At 69.9% G+C, this 13,570-nt stretch carries 10 protein-coding genes; 7 read left to right on the top strand and 3 right to left on the bottom strand.

The window, feature by feature from the left end; translation table 11 throughout:
- Positions 1–3 precede the first annotated feature (3 nt).
- Positions 4–339, bottom strand: a complete 336-nt coding sequence (gene arsC / locus DOL89_RS25555) for an arsenate reductase (glutaredoxin) (protein WP_225889787.1) — start codon at positions 337–339, stop codon at positions 4–6.
- Between the two features lie 177 nt (positions 340–516).
- On the opposite strand from arsC, the gene DOL89_RS12705 reads away from it, so the two are divergent.
- Both DOL89_RS12705 and DOL89_RS12710 read left to right on the top strand, forming a co-directional pair.
- Complete coding sequence (locus tag DOL89_RS12705; protein WP_225889788.1) at positions 517–1,122, top strand: YceI family protein; 606 nt, start codon at positions 517–519, stop codon at positions 1,120–1,122.
- 121 nt (positions 1,123–1,243) lie between these two features.
- Positions 1,244–4,618, top strand: coding sequence for an SIS domain-containing protein (locus DOL89_RS12710; protein WP_119679490.1), 3,375 nt, complete (start codon positions 1,244–1,246; stop codon positions 4,616–4,618).
- Positions 4,619–4,693: 75 nt separating this feature from the next.
- On the opposite strand, the gene DOL89_RS12715 is transcribed toward DOL89_RS12710, so the two are convergent.
- Complete coding sequence (locus DOL89_RS12715) at positions 4,694–5,839, bottom strand: DSD1 family PLP-dependent enzyme (protein WP_119679491.1); 1,146 nt, start codon at positions 5,837–5,839, stop codon at positions 4,694–4,696.
- 249 nt (positions 5,840–6,088) lie between these two features.
- Here DOL89_RS12715 and DOL89_RS12720 point away from each other — a divergent pair, with 249 nt between their 5' ends.
- The 4 genes from DOL89_RS12720 (at position 6,089) to DOL89_RS12735 (ending at position 9,952) form a co-directional block, all read left to right on the top strand.
- Entirely contained in the window at positions 6,089–6,715 is a 627-nt protein-coding gene (locus DOL89_RS12720) for an ATP-dependent Clp protease proteolytic subunit (protein WP_119679492.1), read from the top strand.
- A gap of 98 nt (positions 6,716–6,813) precedes the next feature.
- Positions 6,814–9,183, top strand: coding sequence for a PAS domain S-box protein (locus tag DOL89_RS12725; RefSeq protein WP_162937489.1), 2,370 nt, complete (start codon positions 6,814–6,816; stop codon positions 9,181–9,183).
- Positions 9,084–9,485, top strand: a complete 402-nt coding sequence (locus DOL89_RS12730) for a response regulator (protein WP_119680411.1) — start codon at positions 9,084–9,086, stop codon at positions 9,483–9,485. The genes DOL89_RS12725 and DOL89_RS12730 overlap by 100 nt, the downstream gene beginning before the upstream one ends.
- Positions 9,486–9,517: 32 nt before the next feature.
- Positions 9,518–9,952: a response regulator gene (locus DOL89_RS12735; RefSeq protein WP_119679494.1), complete on the top strand. Its 435-nt coding sequence runs from the start codon at positions 9,518–9,520 to the stop codon at positions 9,950–9,952.
- On the opposite strand, the gene DOL89_RS12740 is transcribed toward DOL89_RS12735, so the two are convergent.
- The gene (locus DOL89_RS12740) at positions 9,949–10,887 is read right to left on the bottom strand and encodes a LysR family transcriptional regulator (RefSeq protein ID WP_119679495.1); all 939 of its coding nucleotides are present in this window, start codon (positions 10,885–10,887) and stop codon (positions 9,949–9,951) included. The two genes, DOL89_RS12735 and DOL89_RS12740, sit on opposite strands and share 4 nt — an antisense overlap.
- A gap of 500 nt (positions 10,888–11,387) precedes the next feature.
- On the opposite strand from DOL89_RS12740, the gene DOL89_RS12745 reads away from it, so the two are divergent.
- A complete protein-coding gene (locus DOL89_RS12745) occupies positions 11,388–13,490 on the top strand; it encodes a S8 family peptidase (RefSeq protein WP_205574579.1) in 2,103 nt (700 codons plus the stop codon).
- Positions 13,491–13,570 lie beyond the last annotated feature (80 nt).

Genomic DNA, 13,570 nt, shown 5'->3' on the forward strand with positions numbered 1-13,570 from the left:
ACCTCAAAGCAAGGCCGCCAGCTTTTCCGGCGGGCGGCAGACAGCCGCTCCCTTGGGCGTGATCACGACCGGCCGTTCGATCAGTTCAGGATTCGCCGCCATGCGGTCCAGCAGCTCGCCATCGGACGGGTTGTCCTCCAGCAGCGCCTCGTTGTTCTTGGTCCACAGCAGGGCGCGCGGCCCCTCCCCGATGCGGGCGGCCGCCTCTGCCAGCTCGTCGCGCGTGGGCGGGGTCTTCAGATATTCCACGATCCGGGGCTCTATGCCCTGACCGCGCAATGCTTCCAGCACCTTGCGCGAGGTGCCGCATTTCGGATTGTGCCAGATGGTGACGGTCACGGGCCATTGCCCTCCCTGGAGTTCGACGGCCGCGCATGCTAGCGCCGAAGCGGTCCTGCGCAAGAGTGGCAGCGCCTGCCCACCAAATGGGGGGCTGGCGTCCGCGGCGGCCCGCCCTGCATGATGAGGGCTCGGACCCGGCCATCGGCGGCGGGCACGGCAGCGGGGGAGGCGACCATGGAACCGGGGCTTCACCGGACGGTCCTGATGCTGGCCCTTGGAATCGGGCTGGCCCTGTCCGGCGGGCCGGCTGCGGCGGAGCCGCGGACCTACCGGATCGATCCGGACCATGCCAGCTTCGCCTTCCGGATCAGCCATATGGGGCTGGCGCACGTGACTGGCTTCTTCCGCGAAGTGGAAGGCAGCTTCACCTTCGACGAGGAGGCGATGACCATCTCCGACGTCAAGGTGGAGGTGGCGACCGACAGCGTGGACACCGGCCACAAGGAACGCGACGCGCATCTGCGCAAGAAGGATTTCCTCTGGTCGGAGGAACATCCGACCATGAGCTTCGTCAGCACGGGAACCGAGCGGACGGAAGAGCGCACCGGCCGGATCACGGGCGACCTGACATTACGGGGCGTCACGAGGCCCGTCACCTTCACCCTCACCTACAACGGCAGCCGGCGCTATCCTTTCGGCGACAAGCACCATGCCGTGGGGGCGGAGGCGCGGGGCGCCATCCGGCGCAGCGAGTTCGGAATGACCTACGGGCTTGAGGGCAATCTGGTCGGCGACGAGGTGGAGATCGTCATCGGGCTGGAAGGCATCCAGCAGGAATAAGGTCCCGCGGCGCTTCCTGCGCTCGGTTGTCACCGGCCGCCCCGCCAAGCAGGCTTGACGCACCACTCCCAGTGTGGTGCATCGCAATATTGTGGCGTAACTCTACCAGCGGATACCGATCATGTGCGGGATTGCCGGCTTTCTTTCCAACCAGGCCTGGAAAATGGAGCCGGACCTGGGCTGGCTGGCCCATGTGGATACGGGGCTGACCAGGGCCGATGCCGCCGACCCGGCCGGGCTGGCCGCTGCCATCGACGCGCTGGCCGCCCGGTTCGACGATCTGATGGCCTTTTCCACCCACATGGCCGCCATCGCCAATCCGGCGGTGCGCAACCGGCTGGAAAACATGGCCGCCCGCGCCAAGGCGCTGGAGGCGGAACTGGCCGCCGGCCCGAACGCCCGTGAGCCGCAGGTGGAGCGGCTGGCCGAGCGGCTGCGCGACTATGGCTGGCAGCTCGCCACCGAGGTGCTGGGCAATATCGACCGCACCGCCGCCCTGCTGCCCGACGCCCCCAGCGCCAACCGGGCCCAGCACATGATAGCCTGGGGCATCGGGCAGGTTATCGAGAACCTGGAACGGCTGGAAGTGCGCGGCCGGGACAGCGCCGGCATCGCCGTGCAGATGGTGCTGGAGCCGCCGCTCGACCTGCGCGCCCTGCGGGGCGAGCTGGCGGCGGAAGGCATCGCCTTCGGCGACATGGACGGCGGCATCGCCCTGCACGCCCTGCCCGACGGGCGAGCCACGGCGCGCTTCACCTTCAAGGTGGCGCAGCTCATCGGCCGGCTGGGCGACAATGGCGCCGCCATCCGCGCCAAGGTCACCGCCCATGCCGCCCTGTGGCGGCTGGCGGCGAAGGCCGGCGGGATGAGCGCCATCGCCCATACCCGCTGGGCCAGCCACGGCGCCATCAACCTGCCGAACTGCCACCCGCTGAACGGCCGGCTGGACGGGGAGGACGCCGCCGCCCTGAACGGCGACGCCGACGCCGTCGGCGCCCTGAACGGCGACGTCGACAATTACCGCGCCCTGCGCGAGGCGCTGGTGGAAGCCGCCGGCCACCGCATCCCGGCGGAGATCACCACCGACGCCAAGATCATCCCGGTGCTGTTCCGGCTTCAGGGCGGCAACGCCCCCAGGGCCGACCGGGTCATGGCCATGCTGCGCCAGATGGAAGGCTCCATGGCCATCGTGATCCAGCATCCGGAGGACCCGGAGCGGCTGTATCTGGGCCAGAAGGGCAGCGGGCAGAGCCTGTTCGTGGCCGAGGTGCGCGACGGCGTCATCATCGCGTCGGAGAATTACGGGCTGGCCCCGCGCGCCCGCGCCTCCATTGCCCTGTCCCAGGTGCAGCAGGGCGGGTTGCAGGTCACCCTGTCCACCGCTGGCGGCGAGCCCGGCGTGACCGCCCGCACGGCGGAGGACGGCGTCACCGCCGCGCTGAAGGCCGACCCCATCGAGATCTTCTCCCGCGATATCTTCCGCGGCGGCTTCGACCACTTCTTCGAGAAGGAGGTGCACGAGGCCGCCGCCAGCGTGCGCAAGACCCTGACCGGACGCTACAGGCGCGTCGGGCGCGAGGCCAGCTTCCAGATGGAGGGCGGCCCCTGGGCCTTGCTGCGCGGCCGGCTGAACAGCCCGGACCGCCCGCCGGTCCGCCGCATCTGGGTGACCGGCCAGGGCACCGCCGCCATCGCCGCCATGGGTGTGGCCCACCTGCTGCGCGTCGCGCTGGCGGGCGCCGCGATCCATGTCGAGAGCGAGAAGGCGTCGGAGCTGTCGGCCAATCTGGAGGGGCGGAACCTGGACGACGCGCTGGTGATCGCCATCAGCCAGTCCGGCACCACCACCGACACCAACCGCACGGTGGACTTGGCCCGCGCCGCCGGGGCCTGGATTCACGGCATCGTGAACCGCCGCAATTCCGACCTCGTGCGCAAGTCGGACAGCCATCTCTTCACCAGCGATGGCCGCGACATCGAGATGGCGGTGGCCAGCACCAAGGCCTTTTACAGCCAGGTCACGGCCGGCAAGCTGACGGCGCTCTGCTTGGCCGATGCGCTGGGCACCATGTCCAAGTCCGACATCACCAGCGACCTGCTGGCGCTGGAGGCCCTGCCGGCCCGAATCCAGGAGGTGCTGGACGACGAGGCCGCCATCGCCGAGGTGGCGGAGAAATACGCGCCCTACAACCGCTACTGGGCCTGTGTCGGCAACGGCGCCAACCGCATCGCGGCGGAGGAGATCCGGATCAAGCTGTCGGAGCTCTGCTACAAATCCATCCCGGTGGACTACACCGAGGACAAGAAGCACATCGACCTTTCCACCGAGCCGCTGACCATCGTCATCGCCAACGACCTGCCAGCATTGCTGGCGCAGGACACGGCCAAGGAGGTGGCGATCTTCAAGGCCCATGCCGGCAAGCCCATCGTCATCGCCGCCAAGGGGGAGAGCTGCTTCGACGCCTATGCCGAGGCGGTGATCCGGGTGCCGTCGGCGGGGGCCGGGCTGGATTTCGTGCTGGCCACCGTGGCCGGCCACCTCTGGGGCTTCCATGCCGCCCGCGCCATCGACAAGGGCTCCATCCCCTTCCGGGAGCTGCGCAGCCTGGTGGACGAGCGCTCCGCCCGGGCGGGAACCGGCAAGGGGGCCGTGCCCTGCGACGACATCGCCGGGCGGATCGGCGGCGAGCTGGAGCGCATCGCGCGGGGCGAGCTGGACGCGGCGCTGCCGCCCCGGCTGGCGGCGAAGCTGGCCCTGCTGACCCCGCGGCTGGCTGCGGCCGGCGGCATGCCGGCATCCGCAGTGGCCGGCCTGCTGACCGAGACGGAAACCGTGCTGCGCGACTGCTTCGAAGAGACCAGCCGGCCCATCGACACCATCCGCCATCAGGCCAAGACGGTCACGGTGGGCATCTCCCGTCCGGCCCGCGAGATCAGCCCCGCCCTACAGGCCGCCCTGGCCGATCTGGGCGTGGCGCTGACCGGGCTGGCGGAGCATGACCGGCAGATGCTGACAGCCCTGTCTCCCGTCCTGACCGGCATCGCCGGCGGCCTCTTCTACGAGGTGGTGGAGACCGGGGCTGAGGGCGAGCACACGCTGCGGACCGTGCGTGCCGCCGGCATTTCCGCCGACCGGCCGACCAGCTATGACACGCCCCGGGTGGTGACCGGCACCAAGCGCCGCGCCCTGCGTCTGGGCCGGGGCATGCTGGCCGCCGGGCGTAGCGGTCAGGAAAACCTGATCCTGCTGCCGGTCTTCGATCCCGGCGAGTGGGAGATCAACGGGCTGGTCCTGCTGCACGCGCGCGTCGCTCCTCAGACCTCCTTGCAGCAGAAGACGGCCCTGCTGAAGGAGCTGCGGCTCTACGAGGATCTGTTCGACGCCTTCCATGAGGCCGGGCTGAACGGCGGGGCGGTGGACTTCGCCACCTTCATGGACCGCGCCAGCCCCCGCGACCTGCTGTTCCGCACGGTGACGGACCTGCTGCGGGGATAAGGGCTGCGGCGGCCCGAACCGCCAGGAAACTCCAGTGCCCGCCCCGAGATCGGGGGCGGGCATCGGAATGCCTCTTTACCAGCCGCGGAAGCGGGGCCAGTAGGCCGGCGCCGCCGCGGCATCGGCCGGCAGCACCTCGTAACCGTCGAACTGCGCCGCCGTGGCGCAGGCGTGGTTGGGCAGGATGCGCAGCCGGGTGCCGACCGGAAGTTCCGGCAGGCTGCGCCCGCTGCCGGGACGTAGGGCGATGACGCCGTGTTCCTGGTTCGCGGATGCCACGATCAGATCGTCCAGCACCCGGCCATCGATGTCGCAGACCACGCCGTAGCCCTGGTCCACCGCTTGGTTCGCCGTGCCGCGGTCGCGCGACATCGCCATCCAGCCCGCATCCACCATGATCCAGCCGCGGTCCCGCTGGTGCCCGATCACGGTCGCCAGCACCGACAGGGCGATGTCGTCCGGCGTGCAGACGCCGATCCCCGCCATCACCAGATCGAAAAAGACGAAGACCCCGGCACGCACCTCCGTAACGCCGGACAGGTCCCGCGCGAAATGCGCCGTGGGGGTGGAGCCCACGCTCACCACCGGGCAAGGCAGGCCGGCAGCCCGCAATGCTTCCGCAGCGCCGACGGCCGCCTGCCGCTCACGCTCCGCAAAGGCGGCCAGCGCATCGGCTCCGGCCGCGCCGTAGCTTTCCCCGGCATGGGTAACGACGCCGCGCAGCTCCGCCCCGCCGTCCTGGAGGATGCGGCCGATGGCGGTCACGGCGGGATCGTCGGGCCGCAGGCCGGATCGGTGTCCGTCAGAATCGATCTCGATCAGCACCGGGATCGCATCGCCGGCCCGGCGGGAGGCCTCGGCCACCGCAGCTGCCTGCTCCGCCGAGTCCAGCACCACGGTGAGGTCGCAGCCTGCGGCGCACAGGGCCAGCACGCGGTCCAGCTTCTGCGGCGCGATGCCGACGGCATAGAGTATGTCCCGTACACCCGCCTCCGCGAAGACCTCCGCCTCCTTCAGGGTGGAGACGGTGGCCGGGCCGTTGCCTCCGGTCAGCACCCGCTTTGCAGCCTCCACCGACTTCACCGTTTTCAGGTGGGGTCGCAGCGCGACGCCAAGCGTGTCCAGATGCCTTCGCAACCGGGCGAGGTTCCGCAGCATGCGGCCCTCATCCAGGATGAGGCTGGGTGTCGGCAGGGCGGCAAGGATATCGGCTGAGGTCATGATTTCGTGAGATCCGGCAGGAGGGCGCGGTCCAGAATAGCGCGCCGACTGTATAGGCGCATCCGGAGACGAAAGGGCTGGTCACAGGCGATAATCCGATACCGGGTTCGTCGCCGAAGCCGCCCCTACGCAGCCGCAGATCTGCGGCTGCCTGTGACCAATCATTATGGCTATTTGGTGGTAGTGCGGAGTTAACCGACGGGTAAGGAGAAGGCGGACATCATCCCTTCGTGACATCGGAGGGTTAAGATGCTTCGCGCCGCCAGCCTCGCCTTGTTCTTTTCGGTCGCCCTCCCCTTGTCTGCCTGTCAAGCAGCGGAAACCGCCGCCGCGCGGGTGAAGCTGACGCCAGCGAAGGTGACCGTCACCCAAGCCGTTGATATGCAGGTTCTGCGCATCGACGGGGTGATCACGCCGGAGGTAGCTGCCGACTTCAAGGCCGCCCTGGACGCCATGCCGGCCGGCGCTCCCCTGACCTTGGAGCTGAACAGCCCCGGCGGCTACACCAGCGCCGGCTATGACATGATGGACCGGCTGATGACGGAGCGGCAGAAGGGCCGCCGCGTCATCACCGTGGTGCGCGGCCGGGAAATCTGCGAGAGCATGTGCGTCGGCCTGTTCATGGCCGGGGAGGCCCGCTACGCCGCCCCCACCGCCCAGTTCATGGTGCATGCCCCGCGCGGGCTGAACAGCGGCACGGTCACCATCCGTTCCACCGGGCGGATGATCGACCGGCTGGTCAATCTGGGCGCTTCTACCGACTGGATCGAGCGGGTGAAGGCGGCCGGCGGCTTCAGCGGGTTGAACGACTACCGCACCAGCGCCGCCCAACTCGCCCAGGACCAGGCCAACGTCGTCACCGCCCTGATGGAGTGACGCCGCTTAGCGAGGCGTCTTGCGGATCGGGCCGCGCTGCTGCAAGACTGAGGTACTGACCCACTGCCTTGATGGGGCGCGGCTTGGACATAAGGCGGTTGACCGAGGCCCTGGAGGCGATTTCCGACGGGTTCGCCTTGTTCGATCCCGACGAACGGCTGGTGCTGGTCAACGCCAAGTTCCGGGATCTTTGCGGCATCTCCTCCCGGCACATGGTGCCCGGAGCGCGCTATGAGGACCTGCTGCGCGCATCCGTCGAGGAGGGGGAGGCGCCGGGCGGGGCCGCCCTGGCGATGGAAGGCTATGTCCAGGACCGCCTGTTCCGCTTCCGCTATCCCGGCGAGCCTTTCGAGTTCCAGACCGCCGACGGCCGTTGGGTGCTGGTCGCCGACCATAAGGCCGAGGATGGCAGCACCGTCTGCATCCGCACCGACATCACCGAACTGAAGCGGCGCGAGACCGACCTGCGCGACAGCGAGGGGCGCTATCGCCAGCTTGTGGACATCTCCCCCGACGGCATCGCCGTACACGATACGCGCGGCGTCGGCCGCTTCATCAACAGCGCCGGCCGCCGCATCCTCGGGGTCGACGAGGGAGATGAGCCGAGCCGCCTGCATGTGCTGGGTTTCGCCACCGAGGAATCACGGCCGCTGGCGGAAGCGCTGATGCGCCGGGTCGTGCTGAACGGCGAGACCATTTCCCAGGTGCGCATCCGGCTGCGGCGGGTCGATGGGGCGGAGGTCACCACCGACGTTTCCGCCGTTCCCTTCCAGAGCGGGGGAGAGCGGCTGGTGCTGTGCCTGTTCCGCGACGTCTCCGGCGAGGCAGCGGCGGGCCTGCGGCTGCGGGAGAGCGAGGCCCGCGCCCGCTCCATCCTGGACACCGCCCTGGACGCCATCGTCAGCATCGACGCCGACGGGCGCATCATCGAATTCAACCCGGCGGCGGAGCGGGCTTTCGGCTGGAAGCGGGCGGAGGTGGTCGGTCGCGACATGGCGTCGGTCCTGATCCCCGACCGCCACCGTCACCTGCATGAAAGCGGGATGGAGCGGCTGCGCGTCGGCGGACGCCCGCGGGCGCTGGGCCGGCGCATCGAGGTGGAGGCGGTGCGCCGCGACGGCAGCATGTTCCCGGTGGAGCTGGCGATCACGGAGGTGCCGCTTGGCCCCGGCCGTCGCTTCACCGCCTATATCCGCGACATCACCGAACAGAAGCGCGCCCAGCGGGAGATCGACGACAAGACCCGCATCCTGGAAGCCATGATGGAGTCCGTCGGCGTCGGGATCGAGGTCTATGACGCGGACGGCTATCTGCTGATCGCCAACCAGCGCCTGGCGGAGCTGCTGGACCTGCCGCAGGAGCTGCTGAAGCCCGGCACCCGCGACCGCGACGTGCTGCGCTATCTGGCCGAACACGGCGAATATCCGGAGGAGACCGTCGAGCAGACCATGGCCGGATACGACCAGATCCGCGCCGTGGGCGAGTTCTTCAGCGAACGCCGGCGTCCCAATGGCCGGTGGCTGCAGGTGCGCCACTTCCCCATGCCGGCCGGCGGCTATGTCGCCCTGTTCACCGACGTGACGGAGCAGAAGAATCTGGAGGCCCAGCTTCTGCAATCGCAGAAGATGGATGCCCTTGGCCAGCTTGCCGGCGGCGTCGCGCACGACTTCAACAACATCCTGTCGGTGATCGGCGGCTATGCCACCCTGGCCGGCACCATGCTGCCGGAGAATGCGCCGGTGCAGCCGCATCTGGCCAAGATCGGACAAGGGGTGCAGCGGGCATCCGCCCTGACCCGCGAGCTGTTGACCTTCTCCCGCCGCAAGGTGGCGCAGGCCCGTACCGTGGATCTGGCCGCCGTGGTGCGGAACCAGGAATTCCTGCTGAAGCCCCTGCTGGGGGAAACCATCGCGCTCACCATGAATGTCCCGTGCCAGCCGGTGTGGAGCAGCGTCGATCCCGACATGGTGGCCCAGGCGCTGGTCAATCTGGCGATCAACGCCCGCGATGCCATGCCCACCGGCGGGCCGCTCGCCGTGGCGCTGGAGCTGCCGGAGGAGGACGGGCCGGCGCCGCACCGCCCGCAGGAACTGACCGGTGCCGCGCATGCCGTGCTGCGCGTCACCGACGGCGGCACCGGCATGTCCGCCGACGTGGTTGCCCGCATCTTCGAGCCCTTCTACACCACCAAGCCGCCCGGCCAGGGAACCGGCCTGGGTCTGTCCATGGTCTATGGCACCATGCGCCAGTCCGGCGGGGCGGTGGAGGTGGAGAGCGAGCCCGGCCAGGGCACCACCTTCCGCCTGTGGTTCCCCTCGCCCCCGCCCCGGCCAGCCCGGCGGAAGCCGCCCCCGTCCCAGACCCGGCCATGCAGGGCCGCGGCCCCGCCACCATCCTGGTGGCGGAGGATGAGCCCGACCTGCTGGCGCTGGTGCGCGACACGCTGCTGGCCGACGGGCACGACGTGATGACGGCCGCCGACGGGGTCGAGGCGCTGGAGGTGTTCGAGCAGGGCGGCATCGACCTGCTGTTGACCGATCTGGTGATGCCGGAGCTGGGCGGGGCCAGGCTGGCCCAACTGGTCAAGGAGCTGGACCCTGGCGTCGCGGTGCTGTTCATGACCGGCTATCCGTCGCGGGGCCAGTATGCGGCGGCGGACCTTCCCAGCGACGCCACCATCCTCTACAAGCCACTGGACCTTCCGGCGCTCAAGGCCGCGGTCGCCGGCGCCCTCGCCCGCCGGCGGGAGCGGGTGGCCGAACCCGGCTGACGATCCGCTTCCGAACCCGCACCCCACCGGACATGCTGCACAACCTGCCCGAAGACCCGCTGAAACAGCTCTGCATCCTGGTGGTGGAGGATCAGATGCAGGTCCGCGCCTGGATCGCCGACCTTCTGCGGGCCATGGGCGTGCGCGAAATCCTGATGGCATCCGACGGGATCGAGGCGCTGGAAACCGTCCGCCAGCAGAGGGACCGCATCGACATCATCGTCTGCGACTGGGCCATGCCGCGGATGAGCGGAATCGAGCTGCTGCGGGAAGTGCGGCTGATGCATCCGGCGATGCCCTTCCTGATGCAGACCGGGCACGGCACCCGCGACCATGTGCTGGAGGCCCGCAACAAGGGCGTCTCCGCCTTCATCGTAAAGCCCTTCTCCGGCGCGCAGCTCGAGGTCAAGCTGCGCCAGATCGCCAAATCGATCCGCAAGGCCCCGACTGCCAGCTGGCGACCCTAGCTGGCCGGAAGCCGGCCGGCGACCTCATTCCCGGCGTCACGGACAGCTTCGGCCGCCACGCGGCGCAGCCAGATATGCCGCCCGTCCCCGTCATGCCGCCGGTGCCAGCAGAGGCTGAGCTGCGGCGGGGGCAGGTCCAGGGGCAAGGGCAGATGCCGCAAACCGAAAGCGGGGGCGAGTAGGCGGGCCAGGCTGCCGGTCACCGTCCAGCAGAGATCGTTTTCTGCCAGTACCGCCGCCGCCGGAAGCGGATGGGCCATGGACGCCGCCACACGCCGCCGGCCCGGCCCCGCCATCGCCAGCCTCCGATCCACCGCCCCATCCACCCCGCCGCAGGTGAGCACCAGATGCTCCTGGGCCAAATAGCGGTCGAGCGTCCAGTCCTGCTCCAAGGCGGGATGGTTCGGCCGTAGTAGCACGGCGTATGCGTCAGGGATGAGGGACAGGGCGGTGATCTGGGCCGGCGGATCGGGCGGATCGCCCAGCGCCAGGAGGATATCGTCCCGCATCAGCAACTCGGGCAGCGATTCTGCCGTCACCATGTGGAAGCGCGGCGAAAGACCGGGCGCATCGGCTGCCAACCGGCGCAGCAGGCCGGCGCCCAGCATGATCTCCGCCTCCAGCGACAGGCCGATATCCACCCGGCCCTTCGCCGTTCCGGGATCGAAACCGGCCGTGGCGGCGAAGGCATCGCGCAGGCCGGCCAGCGCCTGGACCAGGGGGCCGGCCAAAGCGTGCGCGCGTTCCGTCGGCTCCACGCCGCGGGCGGTACGCACGAACAGCTCGTCCCCCATCGCCACGCGCAGCCGGCCTAGGGCGTTGCTGACGCTGGACTGCTCCATCCCCAGCCGCCGCCCGGCGCGGGTCACGCTGCGCTCCAGATACACCGCCTCGAATACCCGCAGAAGATTGAGGTCGAGGCGGTCCAGTGTCACGGGTTCGGCTCATGGTCGGGGGCGTCGGACCAGAGCTACAGCGGTAATAGGCCCATGGGAAGTCCCCGCGTTTCCACAGCCGCTGCTCCCTATTAGCGCTTTCTCAATGCCCCGGCCATATGGTCGTTCTGACTGGCCTCGATCGGGCTGGCCGGGGTCAGGTCCCCGGAAGCGCTCCTCAGGCCGGAGGCATGCGGGATAGGGCGGCGGGTCCGCAAAATCGTCGGAGTGGTCAGATGCGCCGCAGGGCAAAGATCGTAACGAGCTTGATGGTCGGGGCGTCGCTGACGCTTGCGGGATGCGGGGGCGGAGGTGGCGGGTCCTCGGACGGGCCCAACATTTCGGTCCCGCCGCCACCGCCGCCGCCGGCCGCACCGCCCCCTCCTCCTCCTCCTCCGCCGCCCCCTCCTCCGCCTCCACCGGTTCCCCCCCCACCACCGCCTCCTCCGGCGAGTGAGCCGGCGGACCCCGACCATGCCGGCGACCCGGTGCGCGGGCGCTTGCTACCGCCGCGCGTGCAGGAGCCGTCCGTCTTCGAGACGCGGGAGTACCGGGACCAGCCCGGCACCCTCCTGACCGGCGCCAATGAGGCCTATGCCCGCGGCATCACCGGCGCCGGGCAGAAGATCGTGGTGGTGGACAGCAAGATCACCGAGGTGACGGAGCTGACCGGGAAAATCGCCGCAGGCGGCTTCGACCTGCCCAGCGATGCCGGCACCTCGGCCGACTTCGACCATGGCACCTTCGTCGCCACCGTGATCGCCGGCCGCAAGAACGAGGTCGGCACCCACGGCGTCGCCTATAACGCCCAGATCATCCCGGTTACGATCTTCAACACGGACGGCGATTTCGATACCGGGTCCAGTTCCTTCATCACCGCCATGGCGCGCATCAACACGGCAGCCGCGCAGAACGGCGCCCGTGTGGTGAACCATAGCTGGGGGGCGGACAGCGACGGCCAACTGGGCGGAAACGGCATCTTCCGCCAGCTGGTCGACAGCTACAGCCAAGCCATCGCCAACGGCATCGTTAGCGTCTGGGCCGCCGGGAACGAGGGCTTCGCCCAGCCCAGCCCGGAGGCGCAGGTCCCCGCCACCTATCCGCAGCTGGAGGCCGGGTGGCTGGCGGTCATGGGTATCGACAGCGCGACCGGCGCACGCTGGGCGGACAGCAACGCCTGCGGCGTGGCCGCCAACTGGTGCATCGGCGCCCCTGCCACCGGCATCATCGGGCAGGTGGCCGGCAACGACTTCTACCGCGGCAACGGCACCTCCTTCTCCACCGCCATCGTCAGCGGCGCGCTGGCCCTGATGTTCGAGACCTGGCCCAACCTGACGGCCGATCAGGCCCGCCAGATCCTGTTCCTGACGGCGGACGATCTGGGCGATGCCGGCACGGATGCTATCTATGGGCGGGGGGCGCTGAACATCGCGCGGGTGTTCAGCCCGGTCGGCACCACGACCCTGGCCGGACACGGCGCGGAGATGGCAGCCACCGGCATCAGTCCCCTGGACGGTCCGGTGGGCGACGCGGTGGAACGGGGCGTGACGGGCCACGGCGTCGGCGTCATTGATGGCTTCGCCCGCGACTTCCTGATCCCGGCCGGCGCCTTCGTCGGCAGCCTGGACGATATCCGCCGTCGGGAGCGCTTCGCCGCTTCGATCCGCGATCTGGCCGGCCCGACCACCGGCGGTTTCCTGACTGGCCTGCCCGGTCCGGACGGCAGCGGCTTCGGCCAGTATTTCTTCACCACCGAGGTGGACGGCGCCCTGGCCGACGAGGCGGGGGTGGGCGCGCGCCTGCGCATGGCCGGCGGCATGCTGAGCTTCAGCCATGGCGGCGGGGCGCAGGGCATGCAGGACCTGGCCGGGTTGACGGGAACCGGCGGGATGCGCCCCGCCTTCGCCGGCATGGCCCATCCCTTCATGACCGGTCTGGGCGAAGGGCTGGCGGTGAGCTACCGCGGCGTACTGGAAGCGGGCTGGACCCTGGCGGTCACCGCCGCCGGAGCACCCAACGACCGCAGCGGCGCGGCCGCGGCCGCCACCCTGGCCTGGCGGGGCATGGAGGGGCTGGACCTCGCCTTCAGCGTCGGCATGGTGCGGGAGCGGGAGACCTTCATGGGGGCCGAGCTGTTCGGCGGGTTCGAGGGAGCGACCACGGACAGCCGCTTCGCCTCGATCCAGGCCGGCTACAGCCTTGTCGGCGGGATGAGCCTGGCGGTGGAGGCCCATCTGGGCACGAGCGAGCGGGGACACGATCCCGGCAGCCTGCTGGAGCAGGCGGAGATGGTCAGCACCGCATTCGGTCTGGGGTTGTCGCAGGAGGATGTTGCCGGCGGCACCCTGACCGCCGCCCTGCGCCAGCCCTTGCGGGCGGAGAGCGGCAGGCTGGGCTTCGCCCTGCCGACCGGCACGGGCGTCGACCGCTTCACGGCCGCTGCCGAGCCGTCGGGCCGCCACCTCGACCTGTCGCTGGGCTGGGCGCGGCATGATGCCAACGGCACCATGCTGGCGCTGGGGGTGAGCCAACAGTTCGATGCCGGCCATGTGAAGGGCGAGCAGGCGACGCTGGTGGGCGTCCGCTACGGCGTGCGGTTCTAAGGCAGGTGGTGCTGGCGGATTCCCCGCCGGTCCCGTTTCTGCTATTGCATGGACCATGACCGCACGGCGTGCGGCCGGCC

It is taken from the genome of Indioceanicola profundi, from assembly GCF_003568845.1.
Lineage (GTDB): Bacteria > Pseudomonadota > Alphaproteobacteria > Azospirillales > Azospirillaceae > Indioceanicola > Indioceanicola profundi.

What these genes read in the sequence shown, in the direction of transcription:
- DOL89_RS12705 (WP_225889788.1), top strand. Translation starts at nt 517, where the DNA reads ATGGAACCGGGGCTTCACCGGACGGTCCTGATGCTGGCCCTTGGAATC.
- DOL89_RS12710 (WP_119679490.1), top strand. Translation starts at nt 1,244, where the DNA reads ATGTGCGGGATTGCCGGCTTTCTTTCCAACCAGGCCTGGAAAATGGAG.
- DOL89_RS12715 (WP_119679491.1), bottom strand. Translation starts at nt 5,839, where the DNA reads ATGACCTCAGCCGATATCCTTGCCGCCCTGCCGACACCCAGCCTCATC.
- DOL89_RS12720 (WP_119679492.1), top strand. Translation starts at nt 6,089, where the DNA reads ATGCTTCGCGCCGCCAGCCTCGCCTTGTTCTTTTCGGTCGCCCTCCCC.
- DOL89_RS12730 (WP_119680411.1), top strand. Translation starts at nt 9,084, where the DNA reads ATGCAGGGCCGCGGCCCCGCCACCATCCTGGTGGCGGAGGATGAGCCC.
- DOL89_RS12735 (WP_119679494.1), top strand. Translation starts at nt 9,518, where the DNA reads ATGCTGCACAACCTGCCCGAAGACCCGCTGAAACAGCTCTGCATCCTG.